Raw genomic sequence first — 20245 nt, 5'->3', positions numbered from 1 at the left:
CCCTATCCGGGACAGCGGACCACCCGTAATCAACAAGAAAAATTATATCATAACAGGCCCGCCGGTGCAACAAACGTGCCTCACTTTTCACGCTACTTCTATCTGCGCTCCGGTGGTTCCCTACGCGCACTGCGCAATTTCCCTTGTAGCTCGCGTAGCTATTTTTTATAACGCTTACAACAAACAGCTTAACGTAACTTTACGCCCTACGTGGTCAAGCTTTGGGGATTTGACGGGCTATTGTCCGCATCCAGTGGTCCGCTAACTCCGGGAAGCCACCGGATCGCCTTGTCCATGGTAGCCTATTCTTCCTCTACTTAACAATATCACGGATGGCATCCAGCAATTGACGTAAAATCTGTTTGTCCTCATCGGCCAGCGTTTCCGGGCGGAGCAGGTCGGAGCGGCGTTCCAAAGTTTTCAGCAGCGACTGCCGGCGGCGCCAGCGTCTGATATTTTCATGGTGACCGCTCAGCAAAATATCCGGCACGGTCAGGCCGTTATAGTCGCCCGGTCTGGTGTACTGCGGATACTCCAACAAGCCGGTGTAAAATGAATCGTCTTCAGCCGAGGCACTCTCACCCAGCACCCCCGGGATCATTCTGGCTACCGCGTCAACCACCACCATGGCCGGCAGTTCCCCGCCGGTCAACACATAATCACCAATGGACAGTTCATCGGTCACCGCCAGTTCCCGCACCCGTTCATCCACCCCTTCGTAATGCCCGCAAATAATTACCAGGTGTTCCTCCTGGGCCAAATCCCTGGCCCAGACCTGATTAAAGGTCAGCCCCGTGGGGCACATTAGGACCACCCTTGGCGCTGCTGCGCCCCTGCGTCCGCGAACGTGCTCCAGAGCACGTAAAATAGGCGGTGCCTGCATAACCATACCCGCGCCGCCCCCGTATGGGGTATCATCCACAGTATTATGCTTATTGCCGGAAAACAGGCGTATGTCAGTAATATCTATATCCAACAGTCCCCGGTCCCTGGCCCGCTTGATAATGCTGCTGTCAAAGGGCCCGTCAAACATCCCGGGAAACAAAGTTAAAATATCGACGATCATCCACTAGTCCTCCAGCCCTGCAGGCAGTTCAACAATCATTTTACCGGCAGCCAGATCCACCTCGAGCACCACCTGCTTTAATGCCGGCACCATCAGCGGCGTTTGGGACTCCCGGTCGATCAAATAAATATCATTGGCTCCCGTTTGCTGAACGTCCGTAATTTCACCCAAGCAACGCCCGTCAGTGGTAAATACCTTCAGGCCGATAATATCAAATATGTAGAAAGTATTATCAGGCAGCGGCATTAATTCTTCTTTGGGAATAAGCAAATAACAACCTTTTAGCGTTTCTGCAGCATTCATTTTATCAATACCACGAAATTTCAAAATAAAAAAACTTTTATGCGGATATGCTTTTTCAACTTCCAAAACAGCCAATTGACCATTTTGATTTACATGAACCCTGTTCATAGTTTTAAAGCGCTCGGGAAAATCAGTTGTCGGGATTATCCGCAATTCACCCCGATGCCCCTGCGTGTTGACAATTTTTCCGATAGCAATATACCCATCAATTTCCATCGCCAAAACCAACCCACCCCAAAAATTGGACGAAAGAGGGCTTTTGAGCCCCCTTTTACGCATAAAGTATGATAATTTCAAAAGCCGGCAGCAGTTAGATGATTTCAACGGTTACTTTTTTGCGTTCCTTCGTTGCCGCCGCCTTTACCACGGTTCGTATGGCCCTGGCAATCCGGCCCTGCTTGCCGATAACTTTGCCCATGTCATCAGGAGCAACTCTCAATTCTATGACGCAGGATTTTTCTTTTTCAATCAAATCCACAGTAACCATCTCGGGATGGTCTACGAGGGCTTTGGCCAATAGCTCAACCAGTTCTTTCATCGGGTTAACCTCCTCACTTACTGGCCCTCGCTGGCAACGCTCTTGTTAATTCCGGCTTTATTGAAAAGCGCTCTGGCGGTGTTGGTAAGTTGCGCTCCTTTGCGGAGCCATTCCGCAGCCTTGGCCTCGTCAATTTTGATCACTGCCGGGTCCTTCAACGGGTCGTAATAACCAATTTCTTCGATGAAGCGACCGTCCCTGGGGGAACGTGAATCGGCAACCACTATCCGGTAAAAAGGATTTTTCTTGGCCCCCATTCTTTTTAGCCTGATCTTAACAGCCATAATAATCACCTCCTTGAAATAATGTGGGCAATTCTCTCTTAAAAAGGGGATCCTTTCTTACCGAACCCAAAGGGGTTTTTACCGACTTTACCCTTTTTAATATTCTTTTCCATATCCATTACCTGGCGCATCATCTTTCTGGTTTGATCAAACTGCTTTAGCAAGCGGTTCACATCCTGCACCGAAGTGCCGCTGCCCCTGGCTATCCGTTTACGCCTGTTACCTTTGATTTCCTGCGGGTTTTGCCGCTCCCAGGGGGTCATTGAACTTATAATAGCCTCAACAAAAACCAGCTCTTTCTCATCAAAATCAAGGTCCTTCAGCTTTTTCATATTACCCAGTCCGGGTATCATACCCAAAATCTGGTCCAAAGGTCCCATTTTCTTAACCTGGTTAATTTGCTGGACAAAATCGTCCAGAGTAAATTCCATACTCCTGATGCGTTTGTTCAGCTTTTCCACTTGCTCGGCATCGAAATTGGCCTGGGCTTTTTCAATCAGTGTCATAACGTCGCCCATACCCAAAATGCGGTCGGCCATTCTCTCCGGGTGGAACTGCTCCAGCGCATCAAGTTTTTCGCCCATGCCGATAAATTTAATCGGACAGCCGGTTACAGCCTTGACCGAAAGCGCGGCCCCGCCCCGGGTATCCCCGTCCAGCTTGGTTAATACAACACCGGTTAGGGACAGCATCTCATTAAAAGTCTTGGCTACATTCACCGCGTCCTGGCCGGTCATCGAGTCCACCACCAGCAGGATCTCATTGGGATGTACGGCGTCAACAACTCTACGTAATTCCGCCATTAACTCTTCGTCAATGTGCAGCCTGCCGGCGGTATCAATTATAATCAGGTCGTTGCCGTCACGCTTGGCCTTATCCACGGCGGCCCTGGCAATATCCGGCGGGGCAACGCTGTCACCCATACTGAATACAGGCATATTCAGCTGGCCGCCAAGCACCTGCAGCTGCTTAATCGCAGCCGGCCTGTATATATCAGCGGCTACCAGCATGGGGCGGCGGCCCTGTCTGCGCAGCAAATTAGCCAGCTTGGCCGTAGTGGTCGTTTTTCCTGCACCGTGCAGCCCCACCATCATAATTACGGTAGGCGGTGCAGGAGCAAGTTCAATCTTGCTGTTTGATCCGCCCATCAGTTCGGCCAGCTCGTCATGAACTATTTTAATAACCTGCTGGGCCGGTGTAAGGCTTTGCAAAACATCAGAGCCGATAGCCCGCTCCTTGACCTTGGCGATAAAATCCTTAACCACAAGGAAATTGACATCAGCACCGATTAGCGCCCGGCGCACCTCTTTCAGGGCCTGATCCACATCTTCCTCGGTCAGTCGCCCTTTTCCCTTAAGCTTTTTAAATGTTTCCTGGAGCCTTTCTGCGAGACCGGAAAAAACCATTAAATTACCCCCCGTCCATCTCCAGCACTTCTTGCAATATCTCCCTGGCCCGGGACACCTGTTGTGACACCGGGCTATCACACTCTTCCAGCAGTCTGGCCGCCTCAGCCAGCCTGGCCCGCTGGGTCAGGTATTTATTTACGAGCTGCAGCTTACTTTCGTAACTTTGCAGCATATTCTCGGTGCGCTTTAAAGTATCGTGCACCGCCTGGCGACTAACACCGTATTTTTCAGCAATTTCCCCCAGGGAAAGATCATTTCCATAATATAACTCAATAAAATCCCGCTGCTTATCTGTCAGCAGCTGGCCGTAAAAATCAAACATCAACGTAATTTTTGTAACCTTATCCAAAAACAACCCCACCCAAGTATAAAGCAATAATACTTTACAGAAAAATTTTACTTAAAAAATCAGCACCTGTCAAGCCTTTATAATAAAGAAGACTTGGTTCAGGTGGGGTTTTGCCCCCACCTGAACCTTAGTCGCACTTATTTCGAGTTAAGCGGCGGTTAACGAGATTAACACAATTGACAGTTACTAAAAATTGACTTGGCAGCTCAATAGTGTTAAATTAAAAGTGTGCACAGAAGTATGCACAATACCTGTCGGAGGGATTATTATGGATAATATAAACGCAAGCGTAATTTCCCCTGAATTGATTATATCATTGGAAAACTCATTGAAGTTAAATAGAAACGAAACACGTTCGCTGCATAAGAACTATGGGAATTCAAGCCTGGTTACCTTAATGGGCATGCTTAATTTCGACCGCCAATTTATACGGGCGGAAGGCACCAGAGTTTGGGACAGCGACGGCACCGCCTATCTTGATTTCCTTGGCGGCTACGGGTCACTTAACATCGGACACAATCACCCGCGCGTTATCAGTGCTATCGAACGCGTCAGAGAAATCCCCAACATCCTTCAGGTAACCGTTCCTACCGTTGCCGGAGCTCTGCTGCATAACCTGGCTGTGATCACGCCGGGCCAATTAAAAAGGTCATTTTTATGCAACAGCGGGGCTGAAGCTGTTGAGGGGGCACTCAAACTGGCCCGGGCGGCTACGGGTAGAAAGGCTTTTATTTATTGTCAAAACTCTTTTCATGGCAAGTCCTTCGGAGCACTGTCCGTTACCGGCCGGGAAAAATACCGCACTAAATTCGAGTCCCTGCTGCCGGAATGTGTGGAAGTACCATACGGAGACAACGAAGCTTTGCGCCGGGCGCTGATAAGTCACCAGGCAGCTGCCTTTATCGTGGAACCTATTCAGGGTGAAGGCGGGATTAATTTGCCGCCCGACGGCTACCTGGCCACAGCCGCCCGTGATTGCCGGGAAAACGGGACTTTGTTTATTGCTGATGAAATACAAACCGGTTTCGGACGAACAGGTAAACTGTTTGCCTGTCAGCACGACAACGTGGAGCCGGACATTATGTGCCTGGCTAAATCCCTGGGTGGTGGAATTATGCCCATCGGGGCGTTTATCACCACCGAGGAAATCTGGCAAAAGGCCTATGGCACCGTGGAAAAAGCCACCCTGCACACTTCCACCTTTGGCGGCAACACTTGGGCGGCGGCTGCCGGCATTGCTGCCATAGAGGTGGTGCTGGCTGAAAAATTAGACGCAGCCGCCGCCGAAAACGGGAGCTACTTTATTTCCGGACTGCTGGAACTGCAGAAAAAATATTCCCTAATCAAAGAGGTGCGCGGCCGCGGCCTGTTAATCGGCGTGGAATTCACCCAGCCCGGCGGGTTAACAGATAAAGCGACCCTGGGACTGGCCTCCAAGCTGTCGAATGAATACCTGGGCAGCATGGTTGCGGGAGAGCTGCTGAACCGCCATCATATTATTACAGCCTATACTTTAAACAACCCCAACGTCATCAGGCTTGAGCCACCCCTGACAGTAACCAGGGAAGACCTGGATTATGTGCTGAATGCCCTGGATAGTGTTTTAAAACGGAATAAGGGTTTTTGGGGCTTCACCGCTGCCAGTGCCAAAACAGTAATAAAACGTTTAACATCAAAATAATAATTACTTCTTTAAAAAACTTTCATTTGGATAGATTGCCATACCGCTGTAGCGGCACCATCAGAGTATGAAAATAGATACCGTAGGCAAGGCGATCCGGTGGTTTCCCGGAGTAAGCGGAACATATGTAAAGACAAGCGGGCAGAGTCGTCCGCCTTTACAGAACTTTTCATCCTTTGTTGGTGCAGCTTTTGCGGCATGGTAGTCTGCCGAATAATCGATTATCCTGATACAAGCTATATGCAGCGTTTTATTAGGAGGATAATTTCATCTGCCGTCGAAAAATGTATTTTTGGAAACATAAAGATACAAGCCATTGGAGGGATTAGCGGTGCCATTCTATGAATACAAGTGTAAATGCGGTAAAATTTTTGATGTTTTGCATCTGCCGGGCAAAGATAACGGTGATGTTATTTGTCCGGCCTGCGGAGCAAAAGAAGTTTCCAGGTTGATTTCCAAGCCATTTTTACCCAGCTCGGTTGGAGCGCCTGCCGACCTTAAAGGTTCGGGTTCAGGCTCCTGCTGCGGCAGCAGCCCGGATAAAGCAGGCTGCACGCCGGGCTCCTGCTGTGGTGCGGATAAAACAGAGCCCGTACATTAAAGTACCAAGAAAACTGATAATGCTGCCGGAAAAGCCCCAAACCAATATGGTTTGGGGCTTTTTAGCTTATTGCTTGTCCAGCCTGGCAGCCGCTTCTGCCAGCATCTTACGAATGGGAAGTTCATAGGGGCACTTCTCTTCGCACTGGCCGCATTCAATGCAGGAACCCGCCTTTACTTTCAGCTCGCTGTAGCGCTGCCTGGCCCAATCCTGCAGGTTATATCTGGTAAAATAACCGTCCAGCAAAAATACCATGGGGATTTCCACGCCCTCGGGGCAAGGCTGGCAGTATTCACAGCGCCGGCAAAAGGCGGTTCCCAGACTTACAGCTTCTTTGTTTAAAAGCTCCCTTTCCGCATCGGACATCGGTTCCAGCTTATCTCCAATAAGGGCGTTGGCTTCCACCTGCTCCACCGTATCCATACCGGGAATAGCTATTGCTGCAGGATGCTCCAGAATAAACCGCAGCGCCGGCCCGGCATTTTTCAGCGCTCCCCCGGCCAGTGGCTTCATGGCAATTACCCCGGCATTGACCTTTTGCGCAACGTCCAGCAATTCGCGGCTCTCCGCTTCCTCCACAGCATTGAAAGGGAATTGCACGGTTTCCAGCACATCACTTGTCTTTAAGGCTTTAACCAATAAGCCCTTAATATGACCGGTAATACCTATGTGCCCGATTAGTCCCTCTTTTTTTGCCTCTGATAGAGCAGCCAGCGCGCCATCCGGTGCCAGCACCCGGTCCAGTTCATTGTCATATCTCACGTTATGCAGCTGATACAAGTCTATGTAATCTACACCAAGTTCCGCCAGGCTTTTTTTTATGTCGGCCGTCATCGCTTCTTTCGTTCTGGCCATCGACTTGGATGCAATAATGGCTTCCGCTCTCCTTCTTTTTAATACCGCACCCAGTTTGGGCTCGCTATCAATATAGCCCCTGGCCGTATCAAAAAAATTGATCCCCAGGTCCAGGGCCCTTTCCACTATTTGTGTTGCTTCCTGCACGGAAACCCTTTGAATAGGGATGCCCCCAAAACCAATTGCCGAAACTTTTAGCCCTGTTTTACCCAGTACTCTATATTTCATAACGTTTCCTCCAGAAAGTTTATTGTTTGTTATTGTTGTCAGGTTTGCTGCAGTTACCCCCGAGCAGACAGAGTCGTCCAACCCCTACAATCCCCCTTGTTTATCCTGCTGCTAGTGCCGCATCAGCGGTATTGAGGTTACCTTTAAATTATATGAGCCCAGATTATGCGGGTCAACCCCGACAGTGCAATATTGAAACACACGCACGTTTTAATACTTTATATATCCAGCTCTTGCCATATATATATAACAAAATACATTATCCATAAATGTAAAAAGCAGGTAAGGCACAGCCGTTACCTGTTTTTTTGTTGGATTCCGTAAATTGTCATTGCGAAAGCGAAGCGACATGGCAATCTACTTTAATACTATTGAATTAATTGGCTATTTGATGTAAAATTATTCCATATTAGTAAACAATTATTATACCTTTTGATTTAGAGAGGAGTGTTTCCATGAAATGGGCCAAGCTGCTGGTTATAATATCTATGCTTATATTTCTTATAATAGCGCCGGGATCGGCTCGGGCGTTAAAGAATCAAATTCAGTCCGGTGCAAATCCAGCTACACCTAAACCGGTTACCGTTTTTTATGACGGGGTTGATATAACCGGCCAAATTACTCTTTCCCCCAATGATGGAATTATATACATCCCTATGCCGATAATAATTGATCAATTAAAAGACACACAGGTAAAAACAAGCAGTAATGCTTCCAAGTGTACTATTACCACCGGCACAACCGTGATTAATTTTAGTTTTAACTCTCCCAGGGTACGGGTTGACGAGGTTGAGCTTGAATTAATGAGCGGTCCATGGTTAAATGATCAAATAATCTACGTACCCCTGGAGTTTATTCAAAATGTGCTTGGCTGCCCGGTTAAGGAATATACACAGTCAGCTATAATAGCAATTTTCTCCTGCCCTATCATACAAGGTGATTACAAAGAAAACAATCTAATCACCGACAAGTTACAGAATTACCTCTCTACCAACCTTTATAACCTGTCTAAAGATGACTCGGAATTACACAAAAGATTTACGAAAATCATCCACCCTGATGACATTGATGTATTTTGCCAAAATTTAAGTGCAACCATCAACACGCCCACCAGTTGGGGAGCAATTGAGTTTATGGAAAGCCGGGTTGTGGCCAGAACTACGGATGCCGCTGTTGTCTATTACAAAGTAAGATATACTGATGGTTCGTCCGAAGAAACCGTAGACGGATTATGGGGCTTGCAGAAATATCATGATGACTGGTTTATAAGATGGAACTAGCGATAATTTAGTTAGAAAGCCGGGGTTACCCCGGCTTTTTCTTAACCTTTTGCGCAGCTCGGCAACTAAACCCCACTCTTAAAGGTGAAGGTGTGTTCGATTTTATTTTTCCGGCGCGTTATCAAACAGTTCCTTAATGTAAGGCAGCAAATCAATCGGCCTGATGATGCCCACAATGTTGCCCTGTGCATCCATAACCGGAGTTATGGTGATACGATGCGTCAGTATCAGTTCGGCAGCAGTTCCCGGGGGATCGTCAACATGCACCGCAGCCTTAACCAGCGGCTTGATGCATTTCTTTAAAGGGGTATCTTTGATAAGCTGAACTCCCTCCAGATAAAACAAGTCCTGCCTGCTCAGGCTCATAAAAATACTGAACATGCCGCTGGCTTTGGGAGCCAGGTTGCTGACAGCTTCAAAAATGTTGCGGAGGGTAAGAAACCCGGCAATTTCATTGTCATCATCCATAACAACCAGCCAGCGGTAACCTTTTTCCCTGGACCTTTGGGAAATAATATTTACAGCTTCGTGCAAAGTAGTATTATGGCTGACCCGCGGGTAATCCGAAAGCGGCACCATATAGTCCCCAACGGTTTTAGCTCGTTCCGGCATAAGCAAACCCCTTCCCAATAGTGTTGCGTAAATATTACCAATATCATGGACACGGGGCAATAAAAGCTACGCCTGATGCATTATTTAAACACTAAACTGCAATAAGCCGGTGTCTACATTTTCACAAACCTGTCGCAGCTAAAAAAATTCCCAGCTACCCTAACATCACAGGTAGGGTGGGGACAAGCCGCATAAGGTCGTTCACCCCTACCTAAGGCAACCCCCGTTTTCGTCCTGCCGATGCGCCGTTAAATAAACGGGTTCGATCCTATTTATTTTTTTGGCTTGCGTTTTTTCTTTCCACCAGAGCTTTAGCGCTGCGCCCTGCGGCCTGCATTACAGCTTCTTCATCCAGGGTCAGAATACGCCGGTTTTCCATAACAATTTGCCCGTCGATAATCACTGTAGCCACGTCCGAGGACAGCGCGGCATAGGCAATTTGCGCGTAAATATCGTACAACGGGTAAAGATGCGGCTTGTGCATGTCAAAAAGTATCATATCTGCCTTATAGCCAGGCTTGATGCACCCTATTTGTTCCTCCAGACCCAGTGCTTTGGCGCCCCCGGCAGTGGCCATGCTCAATACCTGGTAAGCCGGCAGCACGCTGGCGTCACCGGTACTGAGTTTTTGCAAAAAAGCAGCGGTTCGCACTTCCTCCAGCAGGTCCAGATTGTTGTTGCTGGAGGCGCCGTCAGTGCCGAGTCCGACCGTGGCCCCGGCCTCCAACATTCTGCTGACCGGCGCTATACCGCTGGCCAGTTTCATATTGCTCTGCGGGTTATGGGCTATCCCCACCTTACGCCTGGCCAGTATTTCAATATCTTTATCATCTACGTGAACACAATGGGCGGCCAATACCGGCAATTCAAACAGACCGGTTTCCTCCATCAGCCTAATTGGCGATTTATCGTATTTTTCGCTAATTTCGTTAATTTCATCCAAGGTTTCGGCCAGGTGAATATGAATTCCAACCCCCAGCCTTTTTGCTTCTTCAATCACCCTTTTCAGGTAGTCCGGCGGGCAGGTGTACGGTGCGTGCGGGCCAAACCTGACTGTAATCCTCCCGCCGGCCCTGCCATTCCATTTTTCAACTAATTCTATGTTCTCACGCATTGCTTTTTCAGCATTGGGTCCAAAGCCAGCCATACCACGGCTTAGCACCGCACGCAGTCCGCTTTCCTCAACTGCCCGGGCAACTTGCTCCATTTCAAAATACATATCGACAAAGGTTGTAGTGCCGCCTTTAATCATTTCAGCGCAGCTGAGCAAGGTTCCCTGATAGATATCTTCAGCCGTTAGATGGTCTTCCATGGGCCAAATTTTTTCTTTCAGCCATTGCATCAAAGGCATATCATCAGCATAGCCCCTGAGCATGGTCATGGCGGCATGGGTATGACAGTTAACCAACCCGGGCATGGCCACCATCCCGGGGCAGTCCAGTATCCTGTCGGCTTTAAAATCACCGGGAGTGGAGCCCGATGCGCCAACATGGCAGATTTCCCCGCCGCGTATCGCTATTTCTCCTCTGTGAATAATTCCGTCCTCTCCTGTCATAGTGAGCACGGCCATACACTTAATTAACAGATTTGACATGCTAAAACCTCCCGGTTCTACCCTGAATGTTTCACGCTACTTATATCTGGCGCTCCGGTGGTTCCCTCCGTGCGCTGCGCAATTCCCATTGTAGCTCGTGTAGTTATTTGTATCTAACGCTTGCAACAAATAGCCTGGCGTTGCTTTACGCCCTTTCGGGGTCAAGCTTTGGGGCTATGACGGGCTGCTTTCCGCATCCAGTGCTACGCTTACTCCGGGAAGCCACCGGATCACCTTGCCAACGTTATCTATTTTTCATCTCTCTGATGGTGCCGCTGCTGCGGCATAGTGGTCTGTTTGTTTTGGCTGCGGCCTGGTTATTGTTTTTATGATCTGGCAGGCGGGGAATGTTTTGGTTGACCGTAGGATGTTAAATATAAATCCCTGAGCAGAGATGCCTCTCCTTCCGGGATCTCCTTGACTTGCCCCAACAGCGAAGCCCAAGCATAAACCTGAGCCGCCTTTTCCACCACCATACAAACTTGCAAGGCTTCTTCTAGTGTTCTCCCCATCCCAACGACACCATGGTTGGCCAAAAGCACGGCATTGCTTTGTCCCAACACTTCGATCACAGCGGCCGCAAGGTTTGGTGTGCCGGCCCGGGCATAACGTGTAACAGGTACTTGCCCTCCCACTAATTGGGCCAGATCCTCCAAAATAGGGGGAAGCGGCTGTCCGGCTACGGCCATGGCGCTGGCGAAAGTACTGTGGGTATGCATGATAGCCATTACATCTTCCCTGGCATGATAGATCGCCAGGTGCAGCTTTAGCTCTGTGGAGGGTTTGCGCTCTCCCTCGATAACCCGGCCGCCACCTTCAACAATTACCAGGTCTGACTTGACCAGCCTGTCATAGGAAATTCCGCTCGGTGTCACAACATACAGGTTGGTCCCCGGCACCCTGACGGAAATATTGCCCCAGGTGCCCGTTACCAGCCCTGCGTAGGCCATGCGCGATCCTGCCTTAAGCACCATTTCCTTACTCTTTTCCACTGCTACAGACATATTTAGCTCCCCCGCAAATATTATTCAAACTGCCAATTATTGATATATCTGTTTTGTTCCTCCGATAACTCATCTATGGCCAGGCCAAGGGATTTGAGCTTTAACTCGGCCACCCGCCGGTCGAGCTCCGGCGGAACATTGTACACTTTATTTTCCAAGCCTTTACCGTTCCGGGCAATATACAGGGCCGAAAGCGCCTGCAGCGCAAAAGACATATCCATAATCTCAGCCGGGTGGCCATCACCGGCCGCCAGGTTGACCAGCCTTCCTTCAGCCAAAAGATACAGGCGCCTGCCGTCAGGCAATAAAAATTCTTCGATATTGGCACGAACCGTACGGCGGGATACTGAAGCCTGCTCCAGTTCGGGAATATTGATTTCCACATCAAAATGCCCGGCATTGGCCATAATGGCTCCGTCTTTCATCCTCTTGAAATGCCCTTCGCGCAGTAAATCGCGGCAGCCGGTTACCGTTATAAAATAGTCGCCTACTGCAGCCGCATCATAGCTGTTCATTACATTGTAACCATCCATATAGGCCTCGATGGCTTTTACAGGGTCCACCTCGCACACAATTACATTGGCCCCCAGGCCTTTGGCGCGCAGCGCAACACCCCTGCCGCACCAGCCATAGCCCATAACCACAACCGACTTGCCGGCCACTACTAAATTGGTAGTGCGCAATATCCCCGACCAGGTGGATTCCCCCGTACCGTACCGGTTGTCGAACAAGTGCTTGCACCGGGCATCATTAACGGCAATCATGGGGAAAAGAAGTTTATTTTGCTTCTCCAGGGCACGCAGCCTTAAAACCCCGGTAGTGGTTTCCTCAGCGCCGCCCAATACTTCCGGCGCGTTATTCCGGAATTCGGTGTGCAAAAGATGCACCAGATCTCCGCCATCGTCGATCACTATCTGGGGACGGTTGTTCAACACCCGGCGCAAATGATCGTTATATTCCTCCGGGGTGGCGTCATACCAGGCATAAACCTTAATTCCCGCATTGGCCAGGGCGGCGGCAACGTCATCCTGGGTAGAAAGCGGATTTGAGCCGGTGACGGAAACATCGGCCCCCCCGGCGTTTAAAACTTCCGCCAGGTAGGCTGTTTTGGCCTCCAAGTGAATGCTCATGGCCAGCTTAAGTCCTTTAAATGGTTGCTCTCTGGCAAATTCTTCCCGCAGTACGTTTAGCACGGGCATATGAGCCCGCACCCAATCTATCTTCAGCCTTCCCCCCGGGTGTAAATTAATATCGCGCACTATGTAATCGGACAAAAGAAATCACCTCATTTTTTATTTTTTAGGGCAGGCGCAATTTCGCCAGTGATTGCCCGTAAGGCGGTTTTGCCACTCCCCGGTCTGTTATGATCGCGCTGATCAGGCGAGCCGGAGTAACGTCAAATGCCGGGTTCCACACCCCAACTCCCTCCGGCGCAACTCTTATACCGGCGAAATGAGTAATTTCCCCGGCAGCCCGTTCTTCTATGGGAATATCCTTGCCTGAAGCCAGATTAAAATCTATGGTGGACATAGGTGCGGCTACATAAAAAGGCACATTGTGTTCTTTGGCTAAAACAGCTACCCCGTAAGTGCCTATCTTATTGGCAACGTCACCGTTGGCGGTAATCCGGTCCGCCCCCACAATTACCAGGTTTACTTTACCCAGGGACATCAGGTATCCCGCCATGTTATCAGAAATTAAAGTAACCGGAATGTTTTCCTGCAGCATCTCCCAGGCGGTCAGGCGCGCGCCTTGCAGCAGCGGTCTGGTTTCATCGGCGTAAACACTGACCTTTTTACCGGCGTCCCGGGCAGCCCGGATCACCCCCAGGGCGGTTCCCAATCCCGCCGTGGCCAGAGCACCGGCGTTACAGTGAGTCAAAATCGCCGCATTATCCGGCACCAGTTCCCGGCCAAATTCACCCATTTTTTTGTTGCTTGCCAGGTCCTCGTTGTAAATGTCGTCGGCCTCGCGCACCAATAATGCCTTTAACTCATTCACAGCCTGGCAATCGCAGTTCTTTAGCTTTGCTAATATCCGGTCCACGGCCCATTTCAAGTTAACCGCTGTCGGCCTGGTGGCTGCCAATTCTGCGGCAATATCCTCGACCGCTGTCAGAAACTCTTTCCTGGTGCCGGCGTTTACAGACGCCGCGCCAAGTGCCAAGCCGTATGCCGCCGCGGCACCGATGGCCGGGGCACCCCTGACGCTTAATCGTTTGATGGCCTCACAGACAGTTCTGTGCTCAGTGCAATTGATATATTCCACTTTACCCGGCAACTTGGTTTGATCCAGTATTTCCAGGCAGCCGTCGGCCCACCGCATGGTTTCCAAAATTTTTCCCCCTTAACTTACAAGCAAGATAACAAGAATAATGATTACTATTCAGTAGTCAATAAACAGAATGCATTAGCCCGGTTCCATTATTCCGGCTCCTGACTTTTAACTCCTGAGTAGTTATTTAAGAGCGGCAGGATCTTCCCGGGGAATACACGGACAAGCTTCATCCTCATTTAGATTGGCAATGGCCTCCATGGCAAGGTTACGCAAATTCTGGGCATTTTCATCCATGATGTCCACTACTTCCTGGTGTGATAGCTTAGTCGGGGATATCCCCGCAGCAAAATTAGTAACCATGGCAATAGTGGCGTAACAAATTCCAGCTTCTCTGGCCAAAACCACTTCAGGCACGCTGGTCATGCCAACCAGGTCACCGCCAAGCTGTTTATACATTTTGATCTCGGCCGGCGTCTCAAAGCGCGGCCCTTCAGCGCAAACATACGTACCGTAATTATGATGGGCCAACCCTAATTTTTCCGCAGCCTCACGCAGTACCTTTCTTATCCTGGGGCAATAAGGATCTGTCATGTCCAAATGGATTACCCCATCCTCCACAAATGTCTGGGCCCTGGTTTTAGTAAAATCAAGAAACTGGTCCATAAAAACAAAATCCTTCGGTTTCATCTCCGGGTTAAGTGAACCTACAGCCGCGGTGGCAAAAATATTTTTTACCCCCAGCATTTTCAAGGCATAAATGTTGGCCCGGTAATTTACCAGGTGTGGGGGAACGGAATGCTCTTCCCCGTGCCTGGCCATGAAAGCCACCCGTTTTGTGAGATAACTGCCTATCTTTACTTTAGCCTGCCCAAAAGGAGTGTCCACTTTTTCTTCGGCTATATCCGTTAGAATATTGGGATCGTAGACACCGGTACCGCCAATTATAGCTATTTTTGTATTCATGGGCACCCTCCATTCGCTTTTGTTATTAGCATAACGTCTAACATTACCTACTATTCGCGTTTTTTCCAATCATTCCTTTTACTTTTTAATTTTAACCCGGGTTTTAAAAACAATAAGACGAACCAAATTAGCTTCGCCTTCATCGTAGTTACTTTCGAATGTAAAAAACGGGCTGGATTAGCTCCGCCCGCTTTAAACTGCCTGCACTTCTGTTTGATCGCTTCGGGCAAACAGCGCGTCTGCAAATTCCTTGGCACTAAAGGGTCGCAAATCGTCAATTCCTTCACCGACGCCGATCATTTTAATTGGTATGCCCAAACTTTGCTTTACAGCTACGACTACTCCGCCCTTGGCGGTGCCGTCTAATTTAGTTAACGCCAATCCTGTCACATCAACTGCTTCCTTAAACAGTTTGGCTTGGCTGATGGCGTTTTGCCCTGTGGTTGCGTCCACGACCAGCAGCACCTCGTGAGGAGCGCCAGGTAATTCCCGGCCAATTACCCTGCGGACCTTTTTCAGTTCGTCCATCAAGTTACTTTTGGTATGTAAACGTCCTGCAGTATCTATAATTAAAACGTCAGCGTTACGGGCTTTAGCCGCCTGCAGCGAATCAAAAGCTACCGCTGCGGGGTCCGATCCCTCGGAGTGCTTAATAACCGGGACACCAACACGGTTTCCCCATATCTCCAACTGGTCGATGGCAGCCGCCCGGAAAGTATCGGCAGCACCCATGATCACGCTTTTCCCTTGTTCCTTATAAAAATTGGCCAGCTTGCCGATGGTGGTTGTTTTTCCCACACCGTTAACTCCTACCACCATAATTACAAAGGGCTGCTCGGCACTGATTTCGATTCCGCCTGCTTCAATGCCCAAAGCATTCTGGATCAGTTCTTTGAGTACTGCGGGCAGCTCTTCGGGGCTGCCAATTTTGCGTTTTTTGACCTCAGCCCGCAAATTTTCAACTAACTCCAAAGCAGTGTCAATGCCGACATCAGCCTGAATCAGAGTTTCCTCCAGCTCCTCATACAGGTTTTCATCTATAATTGTCCGTCCCGTAACGACTGCTTCAACTTTTTCCACAAAGTTTTTTCTTGTTTTAGTCAAGCTATCTTTCAGCTTACCGAAAAAACCCATAGTCTACCTCCCAAGATAGGATTCCAGGGCCATCCTGGCCGCCTGCTGCTCCGCCTCTTTTTTGGTTCTGCCCCGTCCCTTGCCCATTATTTTACCCTGATATTCAACCACTGCGGTAAAGGTTTTATCATGGTCGGGTCCGGCTTCGTCAATGACACTATACGAAATTGGGTCCTGGGACTTGCTTTGCAAATATTCCTGCAGCATAGTTTTGTGATCGCGGATGGTTTGTCCTGCAACAACCTGTTTAATGACGTCGCCAAGTTGGGATAACGCTACCTTGCGGGCCTCTTCAATCCCTCCGTCGAGGTAAACCGACCCAAGCAAAGCCTCAAAGGCATCCGCCAGCAAGGCGGGCCTGTCCCTGCCACCGGATTTTTCTTCCCCTCTGGACATCAGCATATACTTGCCCAGATTTAAACGACGCGCCACTCCCGCCAGCGACGGTTCACAAACGGTCATGGCACGCATTTTGGTTAGTTCCCCTTCAGGCTTTGCGGAATAAACCCGGTAGAAATATTCACTGATTATCAGCTCCAGCACGGCGTCTCCCAAAAACTCCAGGCGCTCATTATGCTTGTCGCCCCGGTCCTTGTTTTCATAGGTATAAGAGCTGTGGACCAGCGCCTGGCGTAAAAGCCCTGTATCTTGCCAGGAGTAATTTACCCGCTGCTGAAGTTCATCCAGTTCCGGATAGACTCGACCCATATTATAATACCCTTTCAGCTGCTGCCCTTTCAAGATTAAACCTTTCGAAAATTAACGTGGCGTTATGCCCCCCGAACCCGATAGAATTGGTTAAGGCAACCGCAATACCGGCTTTGCGCGCCGTGTTGGGCACATAATCCAGGTCACACTCGGGATCAGGAGTCTCCAAATTGATAGTGGGCGGAATGATGCCCCGGTTGATCGCCAACACGCACACGGCGGCCTCCAGCCCCCCGGCCGCACCCAGCAGGTGTCCCGTCATGGACTTGGTGGAACTGACCGCCACTTTATAGGCGTACTCGCCAAAAACCTCCTTAATTGCTACGGTTTCCAGCTTATCGTTCAGTGGCGTAGATGTGCCATGAGCATTAATATAATCTATACCGGCAGGTTGTATACCTGCGTCCTGTATGGCCATTTTCATTGCCAGCGCGGCGCCGGACCCTTCCGGGTCGGGGGCTGTGATGTGATAGGCGTCGCAGGACGCCCCGTAACCGGTAATTTCTGCCAGTATATCGGCTCCCCGGGCCAGAGCGTGCTCCATTTCCTCCAGGACTAGGATAACCGAACCTTCGCCAATGACAAACCCATCCCTTCCGGCATCAAAAGGACGGCTGGCTCCGGCGGGATCATCGTTACGCGTGGACAGGGCTTTCATGGAGCAGAAGCCCGCCACGGCAAGAGGTGTTACAGGAGCTTCGGCGCCTCCGCTGATAACCACATCGGCCTGACCGCGCTGTATCAGCTTAAAGGCCTCACCGACAGCGTTGGTGCTGGAAGCGCAGGCGCTCGTGGTTGTAATATTACAGCCCCGCAGCCCGTACTTGATGGCTATCTGACCGGCACCCATATTAGCGATCATCATGGGGATGAAAAACGGGCTAACCCGGTCCGGCCCTCTATCCAGCATCACTTTGTGCTGATCTTCCAGCGTTTGCAATCCGCCTACCCCGGTGCCCAGGATTACTGCGGACCTGTCGCGGTTAATCTTATCAATATTCAGCCCCGCGTTTTCCACCGCCATTGCTGTAGCCGCCAGGGCAAAATGGGTAAAGCGGTCCATCCGCCGGGCTTCCTTATGGGCCACAAAGTCTTTGGGATTGAAATCCTTGACTTCGGCCGCTATTGTACTGGTATAATCCTTGGTGTCAAAATGAGTTATCGGTCCTACTCCGCTTTTACCTTCCACCAGATTGCTCCAAAATGCCTCCAGGCTGTTTCCTAGCGGAGTAACAACACCGATGCCCGTTATTACTGCTCTTTTGTTTGTCAAAACCGCACCTCCCCGGTGCCAATACATATTTTTAAAAAAGCCCACCGGTTGGTGCCGGCGGGTCTTTTTTGATTATTTGTGTTCTTCAATGTACTTAATTACTTCCCCCACCTTGCGAATCTTTTCAGCATCCTCATCCGGAATTTGGATATCGAATTCTTCTTCCAGAGCCATAACCAGTTCAACTATATCCAGGGAATCCGCTCCCAGGTCGTCCACAAAAGAAGCTTCCAATTTAACTTCTTCCGGCTCGACACCAAGCTGTTCCACAATAATTTCCTTTACGCGGTTAAACACTGCTGACACCATGCCACCTCCTTTCAAGTATTCAATTTTTTAAGCCTTTAAAACCTTGGATAACTTAATTGGTATCATCAAACGGAAGCTATGCTCCGTTTTTTACTGTTTACATAGTCATGCCGCCATCAACCACGATAACCTGACCGGTAATATACCCGGCCCCTTCCCCGGCCAGAAAGGCAACGGCGGAAGCAATTTCTTCCGGATAACCAAACCTGTTTAAAGGAACTCCGGCCAGCATTTTGTTTTTATTTTCCTCAGTCAAGCCGTCAGTCATATCGGTCATAATATAACCCGGGGCCACAGCGTTAACGGTAATGCTGCGTGAACCCAGTTCCCGCGCCAGTGACTTGGTAAGGCCGATCAGCCCGGCTTTGGCGGCGGCGTAATTGGCCTGCCCCGCGTTGCCCGTCAGCCCGACTACCGAACTGATATTGATTACTCGCCCCCACCTTGCTTTAAGCATGGGGCGCATCACCGCTTTGGCGCAGTTGTAAGCCCCTTTAAGATTGACGTTCAGCACGGCATCCCAATCACTCTCGCGCAGCCTTGGCAACAGGTTATCCCTGGTAATCCCGGCGTTATTAACCAGAATGTCCAGCCGCCCATATTCATTCAGTATTTGTTTCATCATCGCGTCAACCTGTTCCTGGTCGGCAACATCAGCTTGTATGGCCATGGCCCGCCCGCCGGCATCGGTTATAGCGGCCACTGTTTCCTGTGCCGCCGCGGCATTACCTGCGTAATTGACTGCAATCGCAGCTCCGCGCCTGGCCAGTTCAATGGCAATGGCTCTGCCTATACCCCTGGAGGAACCGGTAACCATGGCTACCCTGCCTTCAAGTTCCATTTATACCGCCTCCTTTAACAGATTATATATGGCAGCCGGCTCTGTTTGATCATTAAAGCTGGCGCCGGTAACATTTTTACTTATTTTTCTGATCAGCCCGGTCAACACCTGCCCCGGCCCGACTTCAAGCAGTATTTTTGCGCCGCCTTCTATCATACGCAAAACTGATTGTTCCCATAGCACCGGGCTGGAAACTTGTTTGATCAGTGCATCACGAACGCCGGCTGCGGTCTTAACGTAATCTGCCGAAACATTGGCGATAACGGGAATGTCAGGGTCTTTGACTTCCACTTTTTCAAGTTCCGGGGCCAGTCTGGCACCGGCGGGAACCATCAGGCTGCTGTGGAAGGGGGCGCTAACCTGGAGTGGAATGCACCGCCGGGCCCCCAGCTGCTTAAATAATTCCCCGGCCCGTTCCAGTGCCTGGCTTTCGCCTGCCACCACCACCTGTCCGGGACAGTTGAAATTGGCGGCTTCAACAACTCCAAATGCCGCCGCCTGACGGCAGCCTTCCACAACTTGCTGCCGGGACAGCCCCAGCACCGCCAGCATCCCGCCCTGTCCCAGGGGCACAGCCTCTTGCATAAACCGGCCGCGCAACCTGACCAGGCGTACTGCGTCCGAAAAATTCAGCGCACCGGCAGCCACCAGCGCCGAGTATTCGCCCAGGCTGTGGCCGGCAACAACATCCGGCTTATATCCTTCTCTTTTAAGCATTTCATGCATGGCCACGCTAACAGTTAATATCGCCGGCTGAGCATTAACGGTTTTCTTCAGCTCTTCCTCGGGGCCTTCAAAAATTAGCTCAGTAAGCGAAAAAGCCAGGGCCTGGTCCGCTTCTGCAAAAATCTCACGGATAAAAGCATATTGTTGATAAAATGCTTTACCCATGCCCACAAACTGGGAGCCTTGTCCCGGAAAGACAAATGACAGCAT

General features: G+C 50.0%; 22 protein-coding genes. 3 read left to right on the top strand and 19 right to left on the bottom strand.

Translation table 11 applies throughout. The features are described from left to right. Positions 1 to 313: 313 nt before the first annotated feature. From trmD to ylxM, 6 genes are all read right to left on the bottom strand, one after another. On the bottom strand, positions 314 to 1066 hold the full coding sequence (trmD, locus tag BM056_RS07700) for a tRNA (guanosine(37)-N1)-methyltransferase TrmD (RefSeq protein WP_092470355.1): 753 nt from the start codon (positions 1064 to 1066) through the stop codon (positions 314 to 316). A 3-nt stretch (positions 1067 to 1069) separates the two neighbouring features. Next, the gene (gene rimM, locus BM056_RS07695) at positions 1070 to 1585 is read right to left on the bottom strand and encodes a ribosome maturation factor RimM (protein ID WP_092470510.1); all 516 of its coding nucleotides are present in this window, start codon (positions 1583 to 1585) and stop codon (positions 1070 to 1072) included. A gap of 94 nt (positions 1586 to 1679) precedes the next feature. Beyond that, a complete protein-coding gene (locus BM056_RS07690; protein ID WP_092470353.1) occupies positions 1680 to 1907 on the bottom strand; it encodes a KH domain-containing protein in 228 nt (75 codons plus the stop codon). A 17-nt stretch (positions 1908 to 1924) separates the two neighbouring features. Next, complete coding sequence (gene rpsP / locus BM056_RS07685) at positions 1925 to 2191, bottom strand: 30S ribosomal protein S16 (RefSeq protein ID WP_092470351.1); 267 nt, start codon at positions 2189 to 2191, stop codon at positions 1925 to 1927. A 38-nt stretch (positions 2192 to 2229) separates the two neighbouring features. Beyond that, on the bottom strand, positions 2230 to 3597 hold the full coding sequence (ffh, locus tag BM056_RS07680) for a signal recognition particle protein (RefSeq protein ID WP_092470349.1): 1368 nt from the start codon (positions 3595 to 3597) through the stop codon (positions 2230 to 2232). Between the two features lie 4 nt (positions 3598 to 3601). Beyond that, complete coding sequence (gene ylxM / locus BM056_RS07675) at positions 3602 to 3949, bottom strand: YlxM family DNA-binding protein (RefSeq protein WP_092470347.1); 348 nt, start codon at positions 3947 to 3949, stop codon at positions 3602 to 3604. Positions 3950 to 4217: 268 nt separating this feature from the next. Between ylxM and BM056_RS07670 the strand changes: the two genes are divergently transcribed. Both BM056_RS07670 and BM056_RS07665 read left to right on the top strand, forming a co-directional pair. After that, positions 4218 to 5630: an aspartate aminotransferase family protein gene (locus tag BM056_RS07670; RefSeq protein WP_092470345.1), complete on the top strand. Its 1413-nt coding sequence runs from the start codon at positions 4218 to 4220 to the stop codon at positions 5628 to 5630. Between the two features lie 331 nt (positions 5631 to 5961). Next, the gene (locus BM056_RS07665; protein WP_092470343.1) at positions 5962 to 6231 is read left to right on the top strand and encodes an FmdB family zinc ribbon protein; all 270 of its coding nucleotides are present in this window, start codon (positions 5962 to 5964) and stop codon (positions 6229 to 6231) included. A gap of 66 nt (positions 6232 to 6297) precedes the next feature. Here the strand turns inward: BM056_RS07665 and BM056_RS07660 are convergent, their stop codons facing one another. Continuing rightward, positions 6298 to 7314, bottom strand: a complete 1017-nt coding sequence (locus BM056_RS07660) for an aldo/keto reductase (protein ID WP_092470341.1) — start codon at positions 7312 to 7314, stop codon at positions 6298 to 6300. Positions 7315 to 7769: 455 nt separating this feature from the next. Here BM056_RS07660 and BM056_RS07655 point away from each other — a divergent pair, with 455 nt between their 5' ends. Then, positions 7770 to 8594, top strand: coding sequence for a stalk domain-containing protein (locus BM056_RS07655; protein ID WP_092470340.1), 825 nt, complete (start codon positions 7770 to 7772; stop codon positions 8592 to 8594). A 102-nt stretch (positions 8595 to 8696) separates the two neighbouring features. Here the strand turns inward: BM056_RS07655 and BM056_RS07650 are convergent, their stop codons facing one another. The 12 genes from BM056_RS07650 to fabD all read right to left on the bottom strand — a co-directional run bounded on the left by BM056_RS07650 (position 8697) and on the right by fabD (position 20245). Then, the gene (locus BM056_RS07650) at positions 8697 to 9206 is read right to left on the bottom strand and encodes a CBS domain-containing protein (RefSeq protein ID WP_092470338.1); all 510 of its coding nucleotides are present in this window, start codon (positions 9204 to 9206) and stop codon (positions 8697 to 8699) included. A 268-nt stretch (positions 9207 to 9474) separates the two neighbouring features. Next, positions 9475 to 10800 carry an amidohydrolase gene (locus BM056_RS07645; protein WP_092470336.1) on the bottom strand — a complete coding sequence of 442 codons (1326 nt, stop codon included), beginning with the start codon at positions 10798 to 10800 and terminating at the stop codon, positions 9475 to 9477. Between the two features lie 326 nt (positions 10801 to 11126). Continuing rightward, positions 11127 to 11804 carry a class II aldolase/adducin family protein gene (locus BM056_RS07640; protein ID WP_092470335.1) on the bottom strand — a complete coding sequence of 226 codons (678 nt, stop codon included), beginning with the start codon at positions 11802 to 11804 and terminating at the stop codon, positions 11127 to 11129. 20 nt (positions 11805 to 11824) lie between these two features. After that, positions 11825 to 13078 carry an adenosylhomocysteinase gene (locus tag BM056_RS07635; RefSeq protein WP_092470333.1) on the bottom strand — a complete coding sequence of 418 codons (1254 nt, stop codon included), beginning with the start codon at positions 13076 to 13078 and terminating at the stop codon, positions 11825 to 11827. A gap of 25 nt (positions 13079 to 13103) precedes the next feature. Next, the gene (gene mtnA / locus BM056_RS07630) at positions 13104 to 14138 is read right to left on the bottom strand and encodes an S-methyl-5-thioribose-1-phosphate isomerase (RefSeq protein WP_092470331.1); all 1035 of its coding nucleotides are present in this window, start codon (positions 14136 to 14138) and stop codon (positions 13104 to 13106) included. 123 nt (positions 14139 to 14261) lie between these two features. Beyond that, positions 14262 to 15044, bottom strand: a complete 783-nt coding sequence (gene mtnP / locus BM056_RS07625) for an S-methyl-5'-thioadenosine phosphorylase (protein ID WP_092470330.1) — start codon at positions 15042 to 15044, stop codon at positions 14262 to 14264. 192 nt (positions 15045 to 15236) lie between these two features. Then, positions 15237 to 16178: a signal recognition particle-docking protein FtsY gene (ftsY, locus tag BM056_RS07620; protein ID WP_092470328.1), complete on the bottom strand. Its 942-nt coding sequence runs from the start codon at positions 16176 to 16178 to the stop codon at positions 15237 to 15239. A gap of 3 nt (positions 16179 to 16181) precedes the next feature. Continuing rightward, positions 16182 to 16886: a ribonuclease III gene (gene rnc / locus BM056_RS07615; protein WP_092470508.1), complete on the bottom strand. Its 705-nt coding sequence runs from the start codon at positions 16884 to 16886 to the stop codon at positions 16182 to 16184. A gap of 1 nt (position 16887) precedes the next feature. Next, positions 16888 to 18159 (bottom strand): beta-ketoacyl-ACP synthase II, encoded by a 1272-nt coding sequence (fabF, locus tag BM056_RS07610; RefSeq protein WP_238456353.1) that lies wholly within the window; start codon positions 18157 to 18159, stop codon positions 16888 to 16890. Between the two features lie 72 nt (positions 18160 to 18231). Next, the gene (acpP, locus tag BM056_RS07605; protein ID WP_092470325.1) at positions 18232 to 18468 is read right to left on the bottom strand and encodes an acyl carrier protein; all 237 of its coding nucleotides are present in this window, start codon (positions 18466 to 18468) and stop codon (positions 18232 to 18234) included. 97 nt (positions 18469 to 18565) lie between these two features. Beyond that, entirely contained in the window at positions 18566 to 19309 is a 744-nt protein-coding gene (fabG, locus tag BM056_RS07600; protein ID WP_092470323.1) for a 3-oxoacyl-[acyl-carrier-protein] reductase, read from the bottom strand. Beyond that, positions 19310 to 20245: an ACP S-malonyltransferase gene (gene fabD / locus BM056_RS07595; protein ID WP_092470322.1), complete on the bottom strand. Its 936-nt coding sequence runs from the start codon at positions 20243 to 20245 to the stop codon at positions 19310 to 19312.

Origin of the sequence: Desulfotruncus arcticus DSM 17038, from assembly GCF_900113335.1 — a bacterium.
Taxonomy (GTDB): domain Bacteria; phylum Bacillota; class Desulfotomaculia; order Desulfotomaculales; family Desulfallaceae; genus Desulfotruncus; species Desulfotruncus arcticus.
Note: the sequence above shows the minus strand (reverse complement) of the source record. Positions and strands in the feature narration are given on the sequence as shown.